Consider the following 20,405-nt stretch of genomic DNA (forward strand, 5'->3'; position numbering starts at 1 on the left):
ATCTCTCATTAATAATTGCGCCTGCGATTACTCGGCGCAAAACTGCACGTAGATATCACAGTGATGTTCATCATGATGTGATTGAAGTCAGTTGTTTTGTTCTTTGAAAACTAGATAACAGTAATTGCTGAGGAAAAGTGAAACTTTTCTTTAATCAAACCAATAAATAACACAACATTATGTTGTACCATTTATTCGCTAATGGTTAAGTTAGAAAGGGCGCACGGTGAATGCCTTGGCACTAGGAGCCGATGAAGGACGGGACTAACACCGATATGCTTCGGGGAGCTGTAAGTGAGCTTTGATCCGGAGATTTCCGAATGGGGAAACCCACTGTTCGTAATGGAACAGTATCTTTATCTGAATACATAGGATATTGAAGGCAGACCCGGGGAACTGAAACATCTAAGTACCCGGAGGAAGAGAAAGCAAATGCGATTTCCTGAGTAGCGGCGAGCGAAACGGAATTAGCCCAAACCAAGAGGCTTGCCTCTTGGGGTTGTAGGACACTCTATACGGAGTTACAAAGGAACGAAGTAAATGAAGCGACCTGGAAAGGTCCGTCGAAGAAGGTAACAACCCTGTAGTTGAAACTTCGTTCCCTCTTGAGTGGATCCTGAGTACGGCGGAACACGTGAAATTCCGTCGGAAGCTGGGAGGACCATCTCCCAAGGCTAAATACTACCTAGTGACCGATAGTGAACCAGTACCGTGAGGGAAAGGTGAAAAGCACCCCGGAAGGGGAGTGAAAGAGATCCTGAAACCGTGTGCCTACAAGTAGTCAGAGCCCGTTAACGGGTGATGGCGTGCCTTTTGTAGAATGAACCGGCGAGTTACGATCCCATGCAAGGTTAAGCTGATAAGGCGGAGCCGTAGCGAAAGCGAGTCTGAATAGGGCGTTTAGTATGTGGTTGTAGACCCGAAACCAGGTGATCTACCCATGTCCAGGGTGAAGTTCAGGTAACACTGAATGGAGGCCCGAACCCACGCACGTTGAAAAGTGCGGGGATGAGGTGTGGGTAGCGGAGAAATTCCAATCGAACCTGGAGATAGCTGGTTCTCTCCGAAATAGCTTTAGGGCTAGCCTCATGTTGTAAGAGTCTTGGAGGTAGAGCACTGATTGGACTAGGGGCCCCAACGGGTTACCGAATTCAGTCAAACTCCGAATGCCAAAGACTTATCCATGGGAGTCAGACTGCGAGTGATAAGATCCGTAGTCAAAAGGGAAACAGCCCAGACCACCAGCTAAGGTCCCCAAGTATACGTTAAGTGGAAAAGGATGTGGAGTTGCTTAGACAACCAGGATGTTGGCTTAGAAGCAGCCACCATTTAAAGAGTGCGTAATAGCTCACTGGTCGAGTGACTCTGCGCCGAAAATGTACCGGGGCTAAACGTATCACCGAAGCTGTGGATTGACATCTTTGATGTCAGTGGTAGGAGAGCGTTCTAAGTGCTGTGAAGTCAGACCGTAAGGACTGGTGGAGCGCTTAGAAGTGAGAATGCCGGTATGAGTAGCGAAAGACAAGTGAGAATCTTGTCCACCGAATGCCTAAGGTTTCCTGAGGAAGGCTCGTCCGCTCAGGGTTAGTCGGGACCTAAGCCGAGGCTGAAAAGCGTAGGCGATGGCCAACAGGTTGATATTCCTGTACCACCTCCCCGCCGTTTGAGTAATGGGGGGACGCAGTAGGATAGGGTAAGCGCGCTGCTGGATATGCGCGTTCAAGCAGTTAGGCTGATGAGTAGGCAAATCCGCTCATCATAAAGGCTGAGCTGTGATGACGAGGGAATTATAGTACCGAAGTTCCTGATTCCACACTGCCAAGAAAAGCCTCTAGCGAGGCGGGAGGTGCCCGTACCGCAAACCGACACAGGTAGGCGAGGAGAGAATCCTAAGGTGATCGAGAGAACTCTCGTTAAGGAACTCGGCAAAATGACCCCGTAACTTCGGGAGAAGGGGTGCTCTGGTAGGGTGTATAGCCCGAGAGAGCCGCAGTGAATAGGCCCAGGCGACTGTTTAGCAAAACACAGGTCTCTGCGAAGCCGCAAGGCGAAGTATAGGGGCTGACGCCTGCCCGGTGCTGGAAGGTTAAGAGGAGGGGTTATCCTTTGGGAGAAGCTCTGAATCGAAGCCCCAGTAAACGGCGGCCGTAACTATAACGGTCCTAAGGTAGCGAAATTCCTTGTCGGGTAAGTTCCGACCCGCACGAAAGGCGTAACGATCTGGGCACTGTCTCAACGAGAGACTCGGTGAAATTATAGTACCTGTGAAGATGCAGGTTACCCGCGACAGGACGGAAAGACCCCGTGGAGCTTTACTGTAGCCTGATATTGAATTTTGGTACAGCTTGTACAGGATAGGTAGGAGCCTGAGAAGCCGGAGCGCTAGCTTCGGTGGAGGCGTCGGTGGGATACTACCCTGGCTGTATTGAAATTCTAACCCGCGGCCCTGATCGGGCCGGGAGACAGTGTCAGGTGGGCAGTTTGACTGGGGCGGTCGCCTCCTAAAATGTAACGGAGGCGCCCAAAGGTTCCCTCAGAATGGTTGGAAATCATTCGTAGAGTGTAAAGGCACAAGGGAGCTTGACTGCGAGACCTACAAGTCGAGCAGGGACGAAAGTCGGGCTTAGTGATCCGGTGGTTCCGCATGGAAGGGCCATCGCTCAACGGATAAAAGCTACCCCGGGGATAACAGGCTTATCTCCCCCAAGAGTCCACATCGACGGGGAGGTTTGGCACCTCGATGTCGGCTCATCGCATCCTGGGGCTGTAGTCGGTCCCAAGGGTTGGGCTGTTCGCCCATTAAAGCGGTACGCGAGCTGGGTTCAGAACGTCGTGAGACAGTTCGGTCCCTATCCGTCGTGGGCGTAGGAAATTTGAGAGGAGCTGTCCTTAGTACGAGAGGACCGGGATGGACACACCGCTGGTGTACCAGTTGTCTTGCCAAAGGCATCGCTGGGTAGCTATGTGTGGACGGGATAAGTGCTGAAAGCATCTAAGCATGAAGCCCCCCTCAAGATGAGATTTCCCATAGCGCAAGCTAGTAAGATCCCTGAAAGATGATCAGGTTGATAGGTCAGAGGTGGAAGCGTGGCGACATGTGTAGCTGACTGATACTAATCGATCGAGGACTTAACCAAACTTTAAAAGCGTAAGCTTTACTCAGCAAACTGTTATCTAGTTTTGAGAGAGCAATCTCTTGTCTGGTGGCGATAGCGAAGAGGTCACACCCGTTCCCATACCGAACACGGAAGTTAAGCTCTTTAGCGCCAATGGTAGTTGGGACTTTGTCCCTGTGAGAGTAGGACGTTGCCAGGCAATGAATAAGACCCCTTTTTATGCTCTTATAAAAGAGTCTAGGGGTTTTTTATTTGGCTCATTTATAAAAATCTTATATACAATGAATATTCTGTATGATACGTGGAGGATTAGCTCAGCTGGGAGAGCACCTGCCTTACAAGCAGGGGGTCGGCGGTTCGATCCCGTCATCCTCCACCACCGTGCCGGTGTAGCTCAACTGGTAGAGCAACTGACTTGTAATCAGTAGGTTGGGGGTTCAAGTCCTCTTGCCGGCACCATTTATATCGGAGGGGTAGCGAAGTGGCTAAACGCGGCGGACTGTAAATCCGCTCCTTCGGGTTCGGCAGTTCGAATCTGCCCCCCTCCACCATTTTTATTGGGCTATCGCCAAGCGGTAAGGCAACGGATTTTGATTCCGTCATGCGTTGGTTCGAATCCAGCTAGCCCAGCCATAGAGAGCCATTAGCTCAGTTGGTAGAGCATCTGACTTTTAATCAGAGGGTCGAAGGTTCGAGTCCTTCATGGCTCATTTTAATAAGCGGAAGTAGTTCAGTGGTAGAACACCACCTTGCCAAGGTGGGGGTCGCGAGTTCGAACCTCGTCTTCCGCTCCATATAAAGCGCCCGTAGCTCAATTGGATAGAGCGTTTGACTACGGATCAAAAGGTTAGGGGTTCGACTCCTCTCGGGCGCGCCATAAACGGGAAGTAGCTCAGCTTGGTAGAGCACTTGGTTTGGGACCAAGGGGTCGCAGGTTCGAATCCTGTCTTCCCGACCATTTATGGGGCCTTAGCTCAGCTGGGAGAGCGCCTGCCTTGCACGCAGGAGGTCAGCGGTTCGATCCCGCTAGGCTCCACCAATTAAACTGAATAATTGTAACGAATAATATGGCGGTGTAGCTCAGCTGGCTAGAGCGTACGGTTCATACCCGTGAGGTCGTGGGTTCGACTCCCTCCGCCGCTACCATATAAGTTACATTTGTCATAAATATACGGAGGAATACCCAAGTCCGGCTGAAGGGATCGGTCTTGAAAACCGACAGGGGTGTTAAAGCCCGCGGGGGTTCGAATCCCTCTTCCTCCGCCATTTATTTATATCATATTCATATCATCGCGGGGTGGAGCAGTTCGGTAGCTCGTCGGGCTCATAACCCGAAGGTCGCAGGTTCAAATCCTGTCCCCGCAACCAAAGTGGTCCCGTGGTGTAGCGGTTAACATGCCTGCCTGTCACGCAGGAGATCGCGGGTTCGATTCCCGTCGGGACCGCCATTTTGTTTGGCTCGGTAGCTCAGTTGGTAGAGCAAAGGACTGAAAATCCTTGTGTCGGCGGTTCGATTCCGTCCCGAGCCACCATTTTAAGACGGCGATTGTGGCGAAGTGGTTAACGCACCGGATTGTGGTTCCGGCATTCGTGGGTTCGATTCCCATCAGTCGCCCCATCTTAAGTAACGCGGGTGTAGTTTAGTGGTAAAACCTCAGCCTTCCAAGCTGATGTCGTGAGTTCGATTCTCATCACCCGCTCCAAATGAAGGGCCTATAGCTCAGCTGGTTAGAGCGCACGCCTGATAAGCGTGAGGTCGGTGGTTCGAGTCCACTTAGGCCCACCATATTCCACAGTAGCTCAGTGGTAGAGCTATCGGCTGTTAACCGATCGGTCGTAGGTTCGAGTCCTACCTGTGGAGCCATACTGGCCCGTTGGTCAAGCGGTTAAGACACCGCCCTTTCACGGCGGTAACACGGGTTCGAATCCCGTACGGGTCATCTTAAAAGCAGTTTGCATATGCAAACTGCTTTTTTTGTTTGTAAACAGAGTTTATTCTTTTGTCTAAACTCTATTTTTCGTTTTTCTATGATTTCCTCGCGCCAAATTGCATTTCTTGTAGCACATCTATAAACGCTTGTTCTAAATTTCGAAAAAAAACCTACAATAGTAATAACAGCATACTGTTTGTACAAAAGGAGGGGAATGCGTGAAAAAAATTGTTTGGTGGTCCATCGGAGTTTTTCTTGTGTATGGAGCGTGTATTTGGGTGTATTTATTCTATATAAGCGATACCTCTATTCCACAATCATTAAAAGGCACCAGCGTAGACCCGGCTACGTTTATGAATGCACGAGAACTTATGTTAACCGAAAAATATTCAAAAATTAGAGATGCACTCTTTTTTATCCGAATTCCATATGAGTGGCTAGGGTTTATTTTAATTTTAGTGTTAGGTGTGTCTAAGAAAGTTAATAAGTGGTCTAAAGACGTCAGCCGTTTCAGTCTTCTCCAAACTGCTATTTATGTATTTTGGTTATCTGTTCTGCTGCTGATCTATTCTTTTCCTATGGACTGGATTAGCTATAAGCTTTCAACGGCTTACCATATTACGACGCAACCTTTCCAAGGATGGATGAAAGATCTTTTTACAGATTTTTGGGTGAACTATGCCACGATGTTTTTAGTGATTGCTGTGTTATATACATTCATTCGTAAGTTTTCAAAAAGATGGTGGCTGTATGCGTGGCTAGTATCTATTCCATTTACGCTATTTTTGACGTTTATTCAACCAGTGGTTATCGATCCGTTATATAACGATTTTTATCCATTAAAGAATAAAGAGCTGGAGACGAAAATTTTGCATTTAGCAGACGAAGCTCATATACCTGCTAAGCATGTATATGAAGTAAACATGTCTGAAAAAACGAACTCTCTCAATGCGTATGTAACGGGAATAGGTTCTAATTCAAGAATTGTGTTATGGGATACTACTCTTAATAAATTGACGGAACGTGAAATTTTGTTTATCATGGCGCACGAAATGGGTCATTATGTGAAGAAACATATTTATGTGGGGATTGCTTCAGCTTTAGTTTTATCGATTGTAGGTTTATGGCTAACGAAACATTTAGCTAGCTTTGTGATTAAGAGATGGGGGAAAGCATTAAAAATCACTTCTCTTAGTGATTTAAATTCATTACCGCTTATTCTACTTATTTTTTCTGTGCTCACATTTGCTGTAAGTCCGTTAACAAATATGCAGTCGCGTCATCATGAACTTCAATCTGACACGTACGCCATGGACCTAACAGGAGATAAACAAGCTGCTATTAAAACGTTTCAGGACTTAACAAAATCAGGACTTTCCCAGGTGAATCCGCCGTATTTAGTGAAAATTTTCCGATATGGTCACCCAACAATACTGGAAAGAATTTCATTTGTTGAGAAGTATGAAAGAAATGAATAAGTGATATAAGAAAAAGTAAAGGATAAATGAAGCCTTTTATACGTAGGTATTAGTAGAAAAGCCTCCTTGCGAGTAGGAAAAAAATTCTAAAAGGAGGTTTCATTTTCGGAAGTACTGTTATATAATAACGTATGTAAAATAAAAACTGTTTTATAACAATAGGGAGGAATAGTTATTTGTGATTGAAAAGATAGCAGTCGAAATTCTCAACGTATATTCACCTCAGCGAAGTCTTACTACATGTCCTTCAACTATTTACTTATTTCATCTACGTTCTTACTAATATTATGGCAAACTGCTAATTTACTTCATCATGAAACAGACATATTCTCACTGCTGCGTTTTATATTTTTATGAATATAGAATTTTAAATTCATTAGGGGGTATAAAGAATGAAAGACATTCGTGTAAAAAACCTTGAAGAGCACTGGAAAAGCGATGAGCGTTGGAAAGGAATTGAACGTCCATATTCTGCAGAAAAAGTCATTGGACTGAGAGGATCCATTGATATTGAACATACGCTTGCTAGAAGAGGGGCCGAAAAGTTCTGGAACTTATTAAAAACAGAGCCATACGTGCATGCATTAGGAGCTTTAACAGGAAATCAAGCGGTACAACAGGTAAAAGCAGGGTTAAAAGCAATTTACCTCAGCGGATGGCAAGTAGCTGCAGATGCAAACCTTTCAGGAAATATGTATCCTGATCAAAGTCTATATCCAGCAAACAGCGTGCCGCATGTTGTGAAACGAATCAATCAGGCGCTGCAGCGTGCTGATCAAATTCAGCATTTAGAAGGAGAAGGGAATATCGATTATTTTGCTCCAATTGTAGCAGATGCAGAAGCAGGGTTTGGAGGGCAGTTAAACGTATTTGAATTAATGAAAGGAATGATTGAGTCGGGAGCATCTGCCGTACACTTTGAAGATCAATTATCCTCTGAGAAAAAGTGTGGTCATCTCGGCGGCAAGGTACTGCTTCCAACTCAGACGGCTGTGAAAAATTTAATTGCTGCTCGTTTAGCTGCTGATGTAATGGGTGTTCCAACACTTCTAATTGCTCGTACCGATGCTGATGCCGCTGATTTAATTACAAGTGATGTTGATCCTGTAGATCGCCAGTTTATTACGGGTGAACGCACCGCTGAAGGTTTTTATCGCACGAGAGCCGGAATCGATCAAGCTATTGCTCGTGGCTTAGCATATGCGCCATATGCTGATCTAGTATGGTGCGAGACCTCTGAACCAAACTTAGAACAAGCACAAAAATTTGCAGATGCTATTCATGAAAAATTCCCAGGTAAAATGCTTGCTTATAACTGTTCACCATCTTTCAACTGGAAGAAAAAATTAGATAAGAAAACGATTGAAAAATTCCAAAGAGAAATTGCGAAAATGGGCTACAAATTTCAATTCGTTACGCTTGCTGGCTTCCACGCTTTAAATCACAGCATGTTTGAGCTGGCGCGAGGATATAAAACAAGAGGAATGGCAGCTTATTCAGAGTTACAAGAAAGAGAGTTTGCTAGTGAAATAAATGGATATACAGCTACAAGACATCAGCGTGAAGTAGGCACGGGTTATTTTGATGAAGTGGCGCAAGTAGTTTCTGGTGGGACTTCCTCTACAACAGCTTTAAAAGGTTCAACGGAAGAAGAGCAGTTTCAGGCACATAAATAATAAAAAATCTATGAGTGGAACGGTTGGTTACTTCCACTCATAGGAAAAATCCTAACAAAAAAGATTCTTACAGATGTAAGAATCTTTTTTTATGTAGTAAACACGATTTAACAGACAGCTGTTCTTCCTGAGAAGAAAGTATCTGCCTGTTAAACGTACATATAAATCATTAACATGAATTAAGTTCTTAAAATATTAAGTAGATGTTTGAAGCAGGGATTGGTACTGTGCTGATAGCTCATAAAAAGCAATTTCATCACGTTGATCTAATGCCGTGTTAATGTTTGTTTCTAACAGTTCTTTTTGACGCTTAAAAAGCGATTCATCAATTACCATTTCGATATAAACATCCAACATACTCACAGTATCAATTACTTTTTTCTTGCGAGCGAGGGACTTCATCATTTCCGTGTACGATTTTTCATTGTTCATACCTCATCACCTCTGCACCCTTTTTATTATTATATAGATTAAAAGAAGAAAAAACAACTAATTTTCTAAATTTTTAGATTTTTATTTTTAGAAATGGTAAAGTAAGAGGGAAACGCTACTTTCGTTTTTATCGATTGACTATTTGGTTTAAAAATGAATGCTTGGGGGCGAAGAAATTGAATCATTTAAAAAAGCGTACGGTAACGATAGAGGATTTGTATGAATTGAAGTCTGTTTATAATCCTCAGATTTCTCCAGATGGAAAAAGTGTAGTTTATACGGTTCGAGAAACGAAGAAAATAGAGAACGCGTATGAAACGCAGCTGTTTATGTTAGATCTTGAAACGAAAAAAACAAAGCAATTAACGTACTATAAAGGAAATAATCATTCTCCCGCCTGGTCCCCTGACGGCAAGTGGATTGCTTTTTTATCCGATCGCAGTCAAGCGGTCCAGCTCCACCTATTAGCAGCGACAGGCGGGGAAGCAGAAGCACTCACAGATCTTGAAAAAGGCGTTAGTAATCCGGTGTGGTCTCCTTATAGTGACGAAATTATGTTTTCCACAAAAGTAGAAGAAAAAGCTGTAAGAGTTGAACAAAATCATGAACATCCCCAGCCATATGAAGTGGAACGTTTACTGTATAAATCCGATGTTAGCGGTTATTTAAAAGGTGAATATACTCAAGTTGCTGTCGTTAAACTTAAAAATAAAGAAGTGACGTTTTTAACGGATGGACCTTATCATCACTCTGTAGGATGCTGGGCCCCTAATGCAAACTCAATTGTATTTTGCAGCAGCCGAGGAGAGAATCCGGATTTATCGTTAACCATGGACGTGTTTATTTTGCATCGTGATACTAAAAAATTAACATCTATTACAGCAGAAACAGGATATTTTCATCAAGTTTCGTGGTCACCGGATGGGTCATACATAGCTTACATTGGAAATGAACGTACATACGGATCAGCTTCAATGAATGACATATACATTTATCAGATCTCTAACCAAAAAACAGCTTGTGTCACTGCTGGCATAGACTTAGAAGTAGGAGATATGGTAGCAGGAGATTTTCACTTTGGAAGAACCGCAGCGGGAGTTATGTGGAGCAGTAATGAAGAATTTTATTTTGTCGTAAGTGAAAAGGGTTCTGTAGGCATATATAAAGGAAATGTGAATGGAAAGTTAGACCCTGTACTTATGGATAATGCTCACGTATATGGGGTATCTGTTCTTCCCAATTGTGAGGAAGCTATCGTAGCAATCAGTACATTTACACATCCTGGAGATCTTTATTCTCTAAATTTAAAAACAGAGGAATTAGTGAAGCTGACAAACGTTAATGACTCATTTTTAAAGCATGTGCAGCTCACAGAAGCAGAATCTTTTTACGCGACTTCTACGGACGGTCTACATATCCACAGTTGGGTAGTAAAAGCTGCTGCCACAAACCATGGATCTCCAACCATTTTAGAAATCCACGGAGGTCCGCATCTTATGTATGGTCATACATTTATGCTTGAATTCCAAGTACTTGCATCAAAAGGGTTCAATATCCTCTTTTCTAATCCAAGAGGCGGCAGAGGATATGGTCAAGCATTTACAGATGCGGTTCGAGGGGATTACGGAGGCATGGATTATACGGACTTGATGGCAGTAACCGACGAAGCAGTTAAGCGCTACTCTTATATTAATGAAGATAAGCTTGGCGTAACAGGAGGAAGCTACGGAGGGTTTATGACAAACTGGATTGTAGGAAGTACAAATCGGTTTAAAGCAGCGGTGACGCAACGGTCTATTTCAAATTGGACAAGTTTTTACGGCGTTAGTGATATTGGCTATTATTTTACCGAATGGGAATTAAAAGCTGATATTTATGAAAATCCGGAAAAACTTTGGAACCACTCGCCGCTTCGTTTAGCGGAGAACGTTAAAACACCGCTGTTAATTTTACATAGTGAACAGGATTATAGATGTCCAATTGAACAAGCTGAACAGCTTTATGTAGCACTGAAAAGAAAAGATAAAGAAGTAGAATTTATTCGTTTTCCCCAGTCTAATCATGAACTTTCTAGAAGCGGTAAGCCTAATTTACGAACGGCGAGACTAAAATATTTAACAAGCTGGTTTAAACGTTATTTAAAACAGTCTCAGTAAAAAGTGCATGGCTGTTCAACCAAATATGTGTGTGTAAATAAAGGCTGTATGGCAAACGTAAAAGGACAGGAAAGGTAAAACGCTGTAAAACTTTTGTTTGGTAAAGGAAAGTAGTACAATAAGTGAAAAGTAGCACAGTTGTTTAAATAAGGAGAACATTCGATGGATTTTGAAACATTAAAGCATTATTTGACATTAGACGGCGTCCTCGAGTTATTAAAACAATATCAATCATTTGGAATCATTCCAGGGCTGCTGTTGCCTATTTTAGAAGCGTTTATCCCCATCTTGCCGCTTTTTGCGTTTGTAATGGCCAATGCTGCCGCTTTTGGCTTATGGTTAGGTTTTTTAATTTCATGGGTTGGCAGCTGCGTTGGATCACTGCTTGTCTTTTTGATTTTTAGAAAATATGGACAGGCGAGGTTCTTACATTTCATCAGCCGGCATGCGCAAATTCGAAAGATTATGATTTGGGTAGAAAGACACGGTTTCGGACCGCTGTTTATTATGCTTTGTTTCCCTTTTACCCCATCTTCGGCGATTAATGTAGTAGCAGGGCTATCACGTGTTAGTATGGCTCAGTTTATGCTTGCTGTATTAGCCGGTAAAATGGTGATGATATTTATGATGAGCTTTATTGGGGCCGATTTTGTTTCATTTGTGAAACAGCCTTTAAAAGCAGTACTTGTTTTAGTCATCATTTTTGTTCTATGGCTTGTTGGAAAACAAATTGAACGAAGATTAAATGAAAAATCTAAAATGAAACAGTATGACAAATAGTTTGTTTATATATAACAAATAGTGATGAAAGACTGCTTTTTAATAGGCAGTCTTTTGTTATACATGCAGCCAAAAGGGGTATTGTAAACTATAGAAAAGCCTTTTCTTATAGGGATACAACAGCATTTTTGAAAGGATCTTAAAATTTTTCTTAAAGAAGTTATTTGTCTGTTTATTCGGTTGGTAGAACAATGCACATACAGAGTATCTGTCCAGTAATGAACAAGTTTTTTGTTTATCAATTATGAAAAATATGCTAAAATAAAAGAAAAAACTGGGAATAACTTAGACGTCTATTCCTAGTTGCACCTAAGTAATGAACTCTTTGTTTTCTAGAGATATACATGTTTTTTCTCAACATGTATTATCACCTCATGTATTTCAAAACGTTTTCTTAAAAATTATATGAATGATTTTTGAGCTTGACTACTAAGATGTAAGTAGAGGGATCATTACTAGAAAAGCACCGAATGATCATTAAGACGTGCTTGGCGTCGTTTTGAGGAGGGGAATGCGCTACTAAGATTCAAGCGACTTGCTGATTAATCGTTGTTAGTAATCGTCTTATAGCGCGGGTGACATGAGATTAAAAGATAAAGTGGCAATTATTACGGGTGCAGCAAATGGATTAGGGTTCGAAGCTTCTCGAATATTCGCACAAGAGGGTGCAAAGGTCGCTATGGTTGACTACGATGCAAAAGCGGGAGAAGAACGAGCAGCTCACCTAAAAGAAGAAGGCGGAGATGTAGCATTCTTTCAAGTGAACGTAGCGGATCGAGACAGTGTAGATGCAATGGTAGAAGAAGTAGTGAAACGCTACTCTAAAATAGATATTTTAATTAACAATGCGGGTATCACCAGAGATGGAATGCTAACCAAATTATCAGTTGAAAATTTTCAAGCGGTAATTAACGTAAACCTTACAGGCGTTTTTCACTGTACACAAGCAGTGGTACCGCATATGATTGCTCAAGGTAAAGGGAAAATTATTAGCACATCTTCGGTATCTGGCGTATATGGAAATGTTGGTCAAACAAACTATGCGGCGACAAAGGCAGGCGTAGTAGGAATGACAAAGACATGGGCTAAAGAGCTGGGACGAAAAGGAATTAATGTAAACGCTGTAGCTCCCGGGTTTATTGAGACGGATATGGTCAAGGCGATGCCAGACAAAATCATTGATCAAATGAAATCCACTATTCCTTTACAAAGGTTAGGTCAGCCTTCTGACATTGGTTATGCTTATCTGTATTTAGCATCTGATGAGTCCAACTATATTAACGGTACAACACTGCATGTAGATGGTGGAATCATGATGTAAAAGTAGAAAATAACTCGCTTTTCTAAAACTTTTCGGTGGTCTTTTGACTACTGAAAAGTTTTTTTGTTGCATCCAGCATTTCACATATCGGCAAAGTGGAATTTTGTCTGCAAGTTCAGTAAAATAATAAGAAGAGAGATAGAGAGATTTAGATGATTATCACTATAAAATTTTGACGACTGCGTCACGTGTTTACGTGGCGTTTATCCATTTTGTACTTAAACAAATGAAAATATAGAGAAAAAAATGAAGGGGTGAAAACGTGGGGCTACAGTTTTTATTAGGACGTTCAGGAAGCGGGAAAACGGAATATCTTTTAAATAGCATGCGCCAAGAGCTGTTAAATGCTCCGCTTGGGCATCCACTTATTTATATTGTACCTGAACAGATGACATTTCAGTCGGAGTATGCGCTTGTTCAAACACCTGGGTTAGAAGGCATGATGCGTGCTCAAGTTTATAGTTTTACACGTCTTGCATGGCGTATCCTGCAAGAAGTCGGAGGTATTAGCCGCTATCATGTGGATCAAACAGGTATTCATATGATGCTTAAAAAAATTATCGAACATCAAAAAGAAGAGCTTCGACTGTTTGCCAATTCTTCAGAACAAGCAGGGTTTATTGAAGAACTAGAAAAAATGGTTAAAGAATTTAAACAGTACACGGTAGATGCCCCGTCTCTCGAAGAGATGAAGAAAAAGCTTCAAGCAGAAGATGAGAAAGTCCTTGCTGATAAATTACATGATTTACATCTCATTTACGGAGAATTAGAAAAACAGCTGATGACGAAATATGTAGATGGAGAAGATTACTTGAAACTGCTGAGTGAAAAAGTAGCGTCTTCTGCCTACCTTGCTCAAGCAACGATTTATGTAGATGGATTTCATCACTATACTCCTCAAGAATTAACGGTATTAGTAGAGCTGATGAAAGTTTGTAGAGAAGTAAAAATAGCGGTTACTTCTGATTATTCATATCAAGATTTTATTCCAAATGACTTGCACTTGTTTCGATTAACGAGCGAAACGTACCAAGAAATAATGGGCCTGGCGGCTGAAAACGGGATAGAGATTCAAGAGCCAAACGTATTTAACGAACAAAAGAGGCATCAAAACAGTCCAGAGCTTGCCTATTTAGAACGATATTATGATGAACGGCCAACGCCGGAATTTCAGTCAGAGCCCGAACACATTCAGCTGCTGCCGGCTGTTAGCCGAAGAGCAGAAGTAGAAGGGATTGCAAGAGAAGTGCTGTCGCTTGTGCGCGATCACGGCTATCGCTACCGTGATATTGCCTTGATTGTTAGAAATGCAGAAGATTATCATGACTTGCTTCAAACCATTTTTCGAGATTATGAAATTCCGTACTTTATTGACCAAAAGCGATCGATGTTTCACCATCCACTCGTTGAATTTATTCGTTCAGTCTTAGAGGTGGTAAGCGGGTCATGGCGGTATGAAACCATCTTTCGAACAGTGAAAACAGATCTTTTATTTCCTTTGTCATCTGATGTGCACCAGCTTCGCGAAGAGATGGATGAATTAGAAAATTACGTGCTTGCTTACGGTATTCAAGGATCTAAGTGGACGAGCAAGGAACCATTTACCTACAGAAAATATCGTTCGCTTGAAGACATGAACCTTGGAAAAACGGACGAGGAGCTTGCTTTTGAACAAAAAATAAATGAATTAAAAAATATGATTGTCCCTCCTATTTACTCGCTTCAGCAAAAATTAAAACAAGCGAAAATAGGAAAAGAAAAAGCAGAAGCGCTCTATCGTTTTTTAACGAATTTAGATATTCCACAAAAGATAGAAGCGCTGCGCAATCGATGTGAAGAAGAAGGAAAGCTTCAAGAAGCAAGAGAGCACGAGCAGGTATGGAAAGCAATTCTTCACTTATTTGATCAGTTTGTTGAAATGATGGGAGAAGAGAAAGTATCGATTTCTTTGTTCGCAGATCTATTTGAGACAGGGCTTGACAGCATGCAGTTTGCACTTGTTCCGCCTGCACTGGATCAAGTGGTTGTGGCAAGTTTTGAGCGTTCGCGTTTATCCGATATCAAAGCAAGCTTTGTGTTAGGTGTAAATGACGGTGTGATTCCAGCTAAACCAAAAAGCGATGGCCTGTTATCTGAGAAGGAGAGAGAGCAGCTGCTTGAATCAGGTTTATTACTTGCGCCAACTGGAAGGCAAAAGCTGTTTGACGAACAATTTCTCATTTATTTAGCACTTTCCAGCTCTTCTGAAAAACTTTATGTTTCGTATCCTCTTGCCAATGAGGAAGGGAAGACCCTGCTGCCTTCACTCGTTATTAATCGAGTAAAAGAGCTATTTCCGCTGCTGCAGGAAAAGCTGTTAATGATGGAACCTACGGATTTAGAAGAAGAAAAGCAAGTTGATTATATAACAAATCCCTTAACGAGCATCGCGCATTTAGCCAGCCAGCTGCAAGGATGGAAACGTCATTATCCGATGAGTGCCGCTTGGTGGGATGTATATAATTTTTATGTGGAAAATTCAGATTGGAACTCATACAGCGAGAAAGTACTAAGCAGCTTATTTTATAAAAATGAAGCAAAACGGTTAACAAAGAAAACGAGTCAGCGTCTGTATGGACAACATATTCAAGCAAGCGTATCGAGAATGGAAAAATTTGAAGCCTGTCCATATGCTCATTTTGCTTCTCACGGGCTCAAGCTTAAAGAACGAAAAGTTTTCAAATTAGCAGCTCCTGACATAGGCGAGTTATTTCACGCGGCGTTGAAAATGATTTCAGACGAACTTCGCGGCGGTCAAAAAGAATGGAAGAACTTAACGAGAAAAGACTGTCAGCAGCTTTCTACGGCTGTGGTGCATGAACTTGCTCCGCGCTTACAAAATGAGATTTTATTGAGCTCGAATCGCCATCATTATTTAACACATAAGCTGCAGCAAATTATTGAACGTGCGTCGCTTGTGTTAAGTGAGCACGCTAAGATGAGCGGCTTTGTTCCTGTTGGATTGGAGCTTGGATTTGGACCTAGCGCGGAGCTGCCTTCTATGCAGTTCACACTGCCAAATGGCCATACGATGGAACTCGTTGGCCGAATTGACAGGGTAGATAAAGCGGAAAGCTCAAAAGGACTTTTACTGCGTATTGTCGACTATAAATCAAGCGATAAAGCATTAAACTTAGTGGAAGTGTACTACGGTTTATCTCTTCAAATTTTAGCTTATTTAGACATAGTCGTGACGTATGCTGAACAGCTTCTTCATGATAATAGAGGAGCATTGCCTGCTGGCGTTCTTTATTTCCACGTTCATAATCCAATGATTAACAGTACTAAAGCATTACAGCCTGATCAAATTGAAGCTGAAATCTTCAAGAAGTTTAAAATGAAAGGACTGCTTTTAGGAGACGAGGAAGCAGTAAGGTTAATGGACGAAACGTTAGAATCAGGGCACTCACAGGTTATATCAGCTGGCATTAAAAAGACAGGGGGCTTTTATTCCAATTCTTCGGTTGCGAGCGAAGAAGATTTTACACATCTCCGTCAGTATGTGCGAGGTAAATTTGTGGAGGCAGGTACAGAGATTACAAATGGGAAAATTGATATTTCGCCTTATAAACTAAAAGATAAAACACCATGTGCGTTTTGTGAATACCGCTCAATTTGTCAGTTCGATGAATCAATGGAAAACAACGAATATCGTCAGCTTAGTACAGAGAGTCAAAGTGTTATTTTAGATAAAATTCGAGAGGAGGCCAAACGAGATGAGTGAAGATATACACGTAAAACCGGCCGACTCCCAGTGGACGGATGATCAGTGGAACGCCATTGTTTCATCCGGTCAAGATATATTAGTAGCCGCGGCGGCTGGCTCAGGAAAAACAGCGGTTTTAGTCGAACGTATTATTAAAAAGATTACGATGGGCGAGGAACCAATCGATGTTGATAGATTACTCGTTGCTACGTTTACAAATGCTTCTGCAGCCGAAATGAGAAATCGAATTGGAGAAGCATTGGAAAAAGAGTTAAAAAAGAATCCATCTTCTTTACACTTACGCAGACAGCTTAATTTATTAAACCGTGCGTCGATTTCTACGCTCCACTCTTTTTGTTTAGAAGTCATTCGAACGTATTATTATTTGATTGATGTAGACCCTGGTTTTCGGATTGCAGATGATACGGAAGCGGATCTTCTGCGTGAAGAAGTATTAGAAGAATTGTTTGAAGAACAGTACAGTATTGAACAGAACGAGCGATTCTTTGATTTAATTGACCGTTATACAAGTGACAGAAATGACTTAGATATTCAGCTTATGGTAAGAAAGCTATATGACTTTGCAAGATCTAATCCTGACCCAAACGGCTGGCTTGAAATGATCGTGAGTCAATATGATGTGACAGAAGACTCTTCTATTGATTCACTTCCGTTTCTATCTTTTCTTTTACAAGAAGTAACAACGCAGCTGATGGGTATTGAGTCGATTTTAAAACAGGGCTTAGAGCTAACAAAGCTGCCAGGAGGGCCTGCTCCTCGCGCCGTTAATGCAGAGGAAGACCTGGCTCAAATTCATCGGCTGCTCAGCGCTTCTAAGCATTCTTTTGCTGATTTGCATGAGGAAATGCAAAATTTGAATTTTACTCGTTTAAAGCCATGTAAAGGAGAAGCATACGACTCGCAGCTTTTAGATGATTTCGGAGAGCTTCGCAAAAAAGCTAAGACAAGTCTTGAAAAACTTCACGCTGATTTGTTTTCTAGGCCTTTGCACGGCTACATGGCTGATTTTGAGAAAATGAAGCCCGTTATTGAAACGCTAATCTTTTTAGTTCAGCGCTTCGGTGAACGATATGAACACATTAAAAAAGAGAAAGGGTTAGTGGACTTTTCTGATTTAGAACATTATTGCCTGCAAATCTTGAGTGTAAAAGAAGATGGGGTGCTTAAGCCTTCGTCCATTGCCCAAAAATATCGCACTCAGTTTGAAGAGGTGCTTGTTGACGAATATCAAGATACAAATATGGTTCAAGAAACACTGATTAAATTAGTAACGAGAGATAGTGAAGAACAAGGGAATTTATTTATGGTTGGAGATGTAAAACAATCCATTTACCGCTTTCGTTTAGCGGAGCCATTTTTGTTTTTAACAAAGTACAAGCGCTTTACGCAAGATGGTCGCCAGTTCGGAAAACGTATCGATTTGAATAAAAACTTCCGCAGTCGTTCCCAAGTGCTTGATGCTACAAACTTTATTTTTAACCAGCTGATGGATGAAGAAGTAGGGGAAATTGCATATGACGATGATGCTTCTTTAAAATTAGGAGCATCGTATCCAAAAGTGGAAGGAATGGAAACGGAGCTTCTGCTAATTGCAAAAGAAAATGCAGAAGAAGGAGCGGAAGAAGAATCGGATTCTTCTCTTGTCGCTTTTTCAGAAGCAGAGCTTGAAACGGCTCAGTTAGAGGCAAGAGCAATGGCGCGCAAAATCAAAGAACTCGTTCAAAACCGTTTTCAAATATATGATCGCAAGCTCGATATCATGAGAAACGTGACGTATCGTGACTTTGTTATTTTGCTTCGTTCCATGCCTTGGGCTGCGCAGATTATGGATGAATTTAAGCAAGAAGGCGTGCCGATTTATGCCGATTTATCAACAGGCTATTTTGATGCTACTGAAGTGATGATTATGATGTCTTTATTAAAAGTAGTAGATAACCCGCATCAAGACATTCCGTTAGCTTCTGTTCTTCGCTCACCGGTAGTAGGGCTTTCAGATGAAGAGTTAGCTACACTGAGAGCAGAGCAAAAGAAAGGAACGTATTACGATGCGTTAAAAACGTACTTAGCGGTTTCAGATGACGAAGAACTTCGCGATAAAATAAAATATTTCTATGAGCAGTTAAAAGCATGGAGAACACAAGCTAGACAAAGCTCTTTGTCAGAACTAGTATGGCAAATTTACCGTGATACGGGTTTCTATGAGTTTGTTGGCGGACTTCCTGGTGGGAAACAGCGTCAAGCCAATTTACGTGCTCTTTACGATCGCGCTCGCCAGTATGAGGCAACTTCATTTAGAGGTCTGTTTCGATTTTTACGCTTTATTGAACGCATGCAGGACCGAGGGAACGATTTAGGAGCTGCTCGAGCACTGGGAGAACAAGAAGATGTGGTGCGTTTGATGACGATCCACAGCAGTAAAGGTCTTGAGTTTCCTGTTGTTTTTGTAGCTGGTCTTGCTCGTCAGTTTAACTTAATGGACTTAAATAAAGCATATTTACTCGATAAAGAACTAGGTTTTGGATCTAAATATATTGATCCAAAACTGCGTATTACGTACCCGACTCTTCTTCAGCAGACCATGAAGAAAAAAATGAAAAAAGAAAGCATGGCAGAGGAAATGCGGGTATTATACGTAGCTTTGACGCGTGCGAAAGAAAAACTTATTTTAGTTGGAACAGTAAAAGACGCACCAGAAAAGCTCAGACAATGGAGCTCAGTTATGGCACATGAAGATTGGACGCTTCCAGCTCACGTGAGAAGAGATGCAAAATGTTATTTAGACTGGATTGGACCTTCTTTAATTCGTCACCAAAATGTTAGTCATATGGTTGAAGGAGAGGTCCAGCCGGCTGAGATGATTCATCAGCATGCTTCAAGCTGGAAACTTTCAACGTTATTAGCAGGTGATTTAGCCGAACAGCCTCTTGAAGAGCAGCATCATCATGAAGAGCTTTTGAACGCTCTTCAAAAGCATAAGCCAGTTTCAGAATCCAGCGATTATAAAGACGAAGTATATAGACGCTTAAATTGGTCTTATGATTATCGTGTAGCTTCCGTTCATCGTTCGAAGCAATCTGTTTCTGAACTAAAAAGGCAGCAGCAGCTGACGGACGCAGGGGGAAGCGACGATCTCGTTCGGGGATCTAAAGCACCTCTTGAAAATCGTCCGCTGTTTCTTCAAGAGAAATCTCTCACAGGAGCTGAAAGAGGAACAGCTACACATGCCGTTATGCAGCAGCTTCCATTAAATAAAGCTTATACCCTTGAAATGGTTCAAGACTTTATTCAATCAATGGTTACCAAAGAATTATTGACGCAAGAACAAGCGGATGCCGTTGATGCAAATGATGTAGCAGACTTTTTAGACAGTGACATTGCACAAGGTATTCGAACGGCTCGCATGGTTTATAGAGAGATGCCTTTTAGTTTAGGTGTCTCCGCTAAAGAAATCTATGATCATTGGGAGCAGGAAGACGAAACAATTTTAGTGCAAGGTATTATTGATTGTTTGTATGAAACGGAAGAAGGCCTCGTTTTACTTGATTTTAAAACGGATAATATTTCGGATCGTTTTCAAGGGGATTTTGAACGAGCAAAACCATTTCTAATTGAAAGATACCGCATTCAGTTAGAGCTTTACGCAAAGGCCATTGAGCGGATTGTAAAACAACCTGTGCAGCATCGCTATCTGTACTTTTTAGATGGTGGACATGCTGTTGAAATATAAAAAAAGAAGAAGGCGCTGGTCT

Annotated in this window: 8 protein-coding genes, 19 tRNA genes and 2 rRNA genes; 28 read left to right on the forward strand and 1 reads right to left on the reverse strand. The window is 42.0% G+C overall.

Annotated elements, in window-relative coordinates:
• The first annotated feature begins 203 nt into the window (after positions 1 to 203).
• The 23 genes from LIS78_RS03145 to aceA all read left to right on the forward strand — a co-directional run bounded on the left by LIS78_RS03145 (position 204) and on the right by aceA (position 8,201).
• Positions 204 to 3,137: ribosomal RNA gene (locus tag LIS78_RS03145) — 23S ribosomal RNA — on the forward strand.
• A 62-nt stretch (positions 3,138 to 3,199) separates the two neighbouring features.
• Positions 3,200 to 3,315: ribosomal RNA gene (rrf, locus tag LIS78_RS03150) — 5S ribosomal RNA — on the forward strand.
• Between the two features lie 104 nt (positions 3,316 to 3,419).
• Positions 3,420 to 3,495, forward strand: a tRNA-Val gene (locus tag LIS78_RS03155).
• Positions 3,496 to 3,499: 4 nt separating this feature from the next.
• Positions 3,500 to 3,575 (forward strand) — tRNA-Thr (locus tag LIS78_RS03160).
• An 8-nt stretch (positions 3,576 to 3,583) separates the two neighbouring features.
• A tRNA-Tyr gene (locus LIS78_RS03165) sits at positions 3,584 to 3,667 on the forward strand.
• Positions 3,668 to 3,674: 7 nt separating this feature from the next.
• Positions 3,675 to 3,749: transfer RNA gene (locus LIS78_RS03170), tRNA-Gln, on the forward strand.
• 4 nt (positions 3,750 to 3,753) lie between these two features.
• Positions 3,754 to 3,826, forward strand: a tRNA-Lys gene (locus LIS78_RS03175).
• 9 nt (positions 3,827 to 3,835) lie between these two features.
• Positions 3,836 to 3,910, forward strand: a tRNA-Gly gene (locus tag LIS78_RS03180).
• Between the two features lie 6 nt (positions 3,911 to 3,916).
• Positions 3,917 to 3,993: transfer RNA gene (locus LIS78_RS03185), tRNA-Arg, on the forward strand.
• Positions 3,994 to 3,997: 4 nt separating this feature from the next.
• Positions 3,998 to 4,074, forward strand: a tRNA-Pro gene (locus LIS78_RS03190).
• Between the two features lie 5 nt (positions 4,075 to 4,079).
• A tRNA-Ala gene (locus LIS78_RS03195) sits at positions 4,080 to 4,155 on the forward strand.
• A gap of 30 nt (positions 4,156 to 4,185) precedes the next feature.
• Positions 4,186 to 4,262, forward strand: a tRNA-Met gene (locus tag LIS78_RS03200).
• A 27-nt stretch (positions 4,263 to 4,289) separates the two neighbouring features.
• A tRNA-Ser gene (locus tag LIS78_RS03205) sits at positions 4,290 to 4,382 on the forward strand.
• A gap of 25 nt (positions 4,383 to 4,407) precedes the next feature.
• Positions 4,408 to 4,484, forward strand: a tRNA-Met gene (locus LIS78_RS03210).
• Between the two features lie 4 nt (positions 4,485 to 4,488).
• Positions 4,489 to 4,564, forward strand: a tRNA-Asp gene (locus LIS78_RS03215).
• Between the two features lie 8 nt (positions 4,565 to 4,572).
• Positions 4,573 to 4,648, forward strand: a tRNA-Phe gene (locus LIS78_RS03220).
• A 10-nt stretch (positions 4,649 to 4,658) separates the two neighbouring features.
• Positions 4,659 to 4,734, forward strand: a tRNA-His gene (locus tag LIS78_RS03225).
• A gap of 11 nt (positions 4,735 to 4,745) precedes the next feature.
• Positions 4,746 to 4,819: transfer RNA gene (locus tag LIS78_RS03230), tRNA-Gly, on the forward strand.
• A gap of 6 nt (positions 4,820 to 4,825) precedes the next feature.
• A tRNA-Ile gene (locus LIS78_RS03235) sits at positions 4,826 to 4,902 on the forward strand.
• Positions 4,903 to 4,905: 3 nt separating this feature from the next.
• Positions 4,906 to 4,980, forward strand: a tRNA-Asn gene (locus LIS78_RS03240).
• Between the two features lie 4 nt (positions 4,981 to 4,984).
• Positions 4,985 to 5,056 (forward strand) — tRNA-Glu (locus LIS78_RS03245).
• A 209-nt stretch (positions 5,057 to 5,265) separates the two neighbouring features.
• Positions 5,266 to 6,525: a M48 family metallopeptidase gene (locus LIS78_RS03250; RefSeq protein ID WP_252284634.1), complete on the forward strand. Its 1,260-nt coding sequence runs from the start codon at positions 5,266 to 5,268 to the stop codon at positions 6,523 to 6,525.
• Between the two features lie 392 nt (positions 6,526 to 6,917).
• The gene (aceA, locus tag LIS78_RS03255) at positions 6,918 to 8,201 is read left to right on the forward strand and encodes an isocitrate lyase (RefSeq protein WP_252284635.1); all 1,284 of its coding nucleotides are present in this window, start codon (positions 6,918 to 6,920) and stop codon (positions 8,199 to 8,201) included.
• Between the two features lie 195 nt (positions 8,202 to 8,396).
• On the opposite strand, the gene LIS78_RS03260 is transcribed toward aceA, so the two are convergent.
• The gene (locus LIS78_RS03260; protein ID WP_013055344.1) at positions 8,397 to 8,633 is read right to left on the reverse strand and encodes an IDEAL domain-containing protein; all 237 of its coding nucleotides are present in this window, start codon (positions 8,631 to 8,633) and stop codon (positions 8,397 to 8,399) included.
• A gap of 176 nt (positions 8,634 to 8,809) precedes the next feature.
• Between LIS78_RS03260 and LIS78_RS03265 the strand changes: the two genes are divergently transcribed.
• The 5 genes from LIS78_RS03265 (at position 8,810) to addA (ending at position 20,383) form a co-directional block, all read left to right on the forward strand.
• Positions 8,810 to 10,789 carry a S9 family peptidase gene (locus LIS78_RS03265; RefSeq protein WP_252284636.1) on the forward strand — a complete coding sequence of 660 codons (1,980 nt, stop codon included), beginning with the start codon at positions 8,810 to 8,812 and terminating at the stop codon, positions 10,787 to 10,789.
• A gap of 162 nt (positions 10,790 to 10,951) precedes the next feature.
• Positions 10,952 to 11,569, forward strand: a complete 618-nt coding sequence (locus LIS78_RS03270) for a TVP38/TMEM64 family protein (RefSeq protein WP_195781231.1) — start codon at positions 10,952 to 10,954, stop codon at positions 11,567 to 11,569.
• A 580-nt stretch (positions 11,570 to 12,149) separates the two neighbouring features.
• The gene (gene fabG / locus LIS78_RS03275; RefSeq protein ID WP_195781230.1) at positions 12,150 to 12,890 is read left to right on the forward strand and encodes a 3-oxoacyl-ACP reductase FabG; all 741 of its coding nucleotides are present in this window, start codon (positions 12,150 to 12,152) and stop codon (positions 12,888 to 12,890) included.
• Positions 12,891 to 13,152: 262 nt separating this feature from the next.
• A complete protein-coding gene (addB, locus tag LIS78_RS03280; protein ID WP_252284637.1) occupies positions 13,153 to 16,653 on the forward strand; it encodes a helicase-exonuclease AddAB subunit AddB in 3,501 nt (1,166 codons plus the stop codon).
• Positions 16,646 to 20,383, forward strand: a complete 3,738-nt coding sequence (addA, locus tag LIS78_RS03285) for a helicase-exonuclease AddAB subunit AddA (RefSeq protein WP_252284638.1) — start codon at positions 16,646 to 16,648, stop codon at positions 20,381 to 20,383. Before addB ends, addA begins: the two co-directional genes overlap by 8 nt.
• Positions 20,384 to 20,405 lie beyond the last annotated feature (22 nt).

It is taken from the genome of Priestia megaterium (assembly GCF_023824195.1).
In the GTDB taxonomy this organism is placed as follows: Bacteria; Bacillota; Bacilli; order Bacillales; family Bacillaceae_H; genus Priestia; species Priestia megaterium_D.

Excerpts from the sequence above, each read along its gene's own strand:
- addA (WP_252284638.1), top strand. The coding sequence starts at position 16,646 with ATGAGTGAAGATATACACGTAAAACCGGCCGACTCCCAGTGGACGGAT.
- LIS78_RS03270 (WP_195781231.1), top strand. The coding sequence starts at position 10,952 with ATGGATTTTGAAACATTAAAGCATTATTTGACATTAGACGGCGTCCTC.
- aceA (WP_252284635.1), top strand. The coding sequence starts at position 6,918 with ATGAAAGACATTCGTGTAAAAAACCTTGAAGAGCACTGGAAAAGCGAT.
- fabG (WP_195781230.1), top strand. The coding sequence starts at position 12,150 with ATGAGATTAAAAGATAAAGTGGCAATTATTACGGGTGCAGCAAATGGA.
- LIS78_RS03260 (WP_013055344.1), bottom strand. The coding sequence starts at position 8,633 with ATGAACAATGAAAAATCGTACACGGAAATGATGAAGTCCCTCGCTCGC.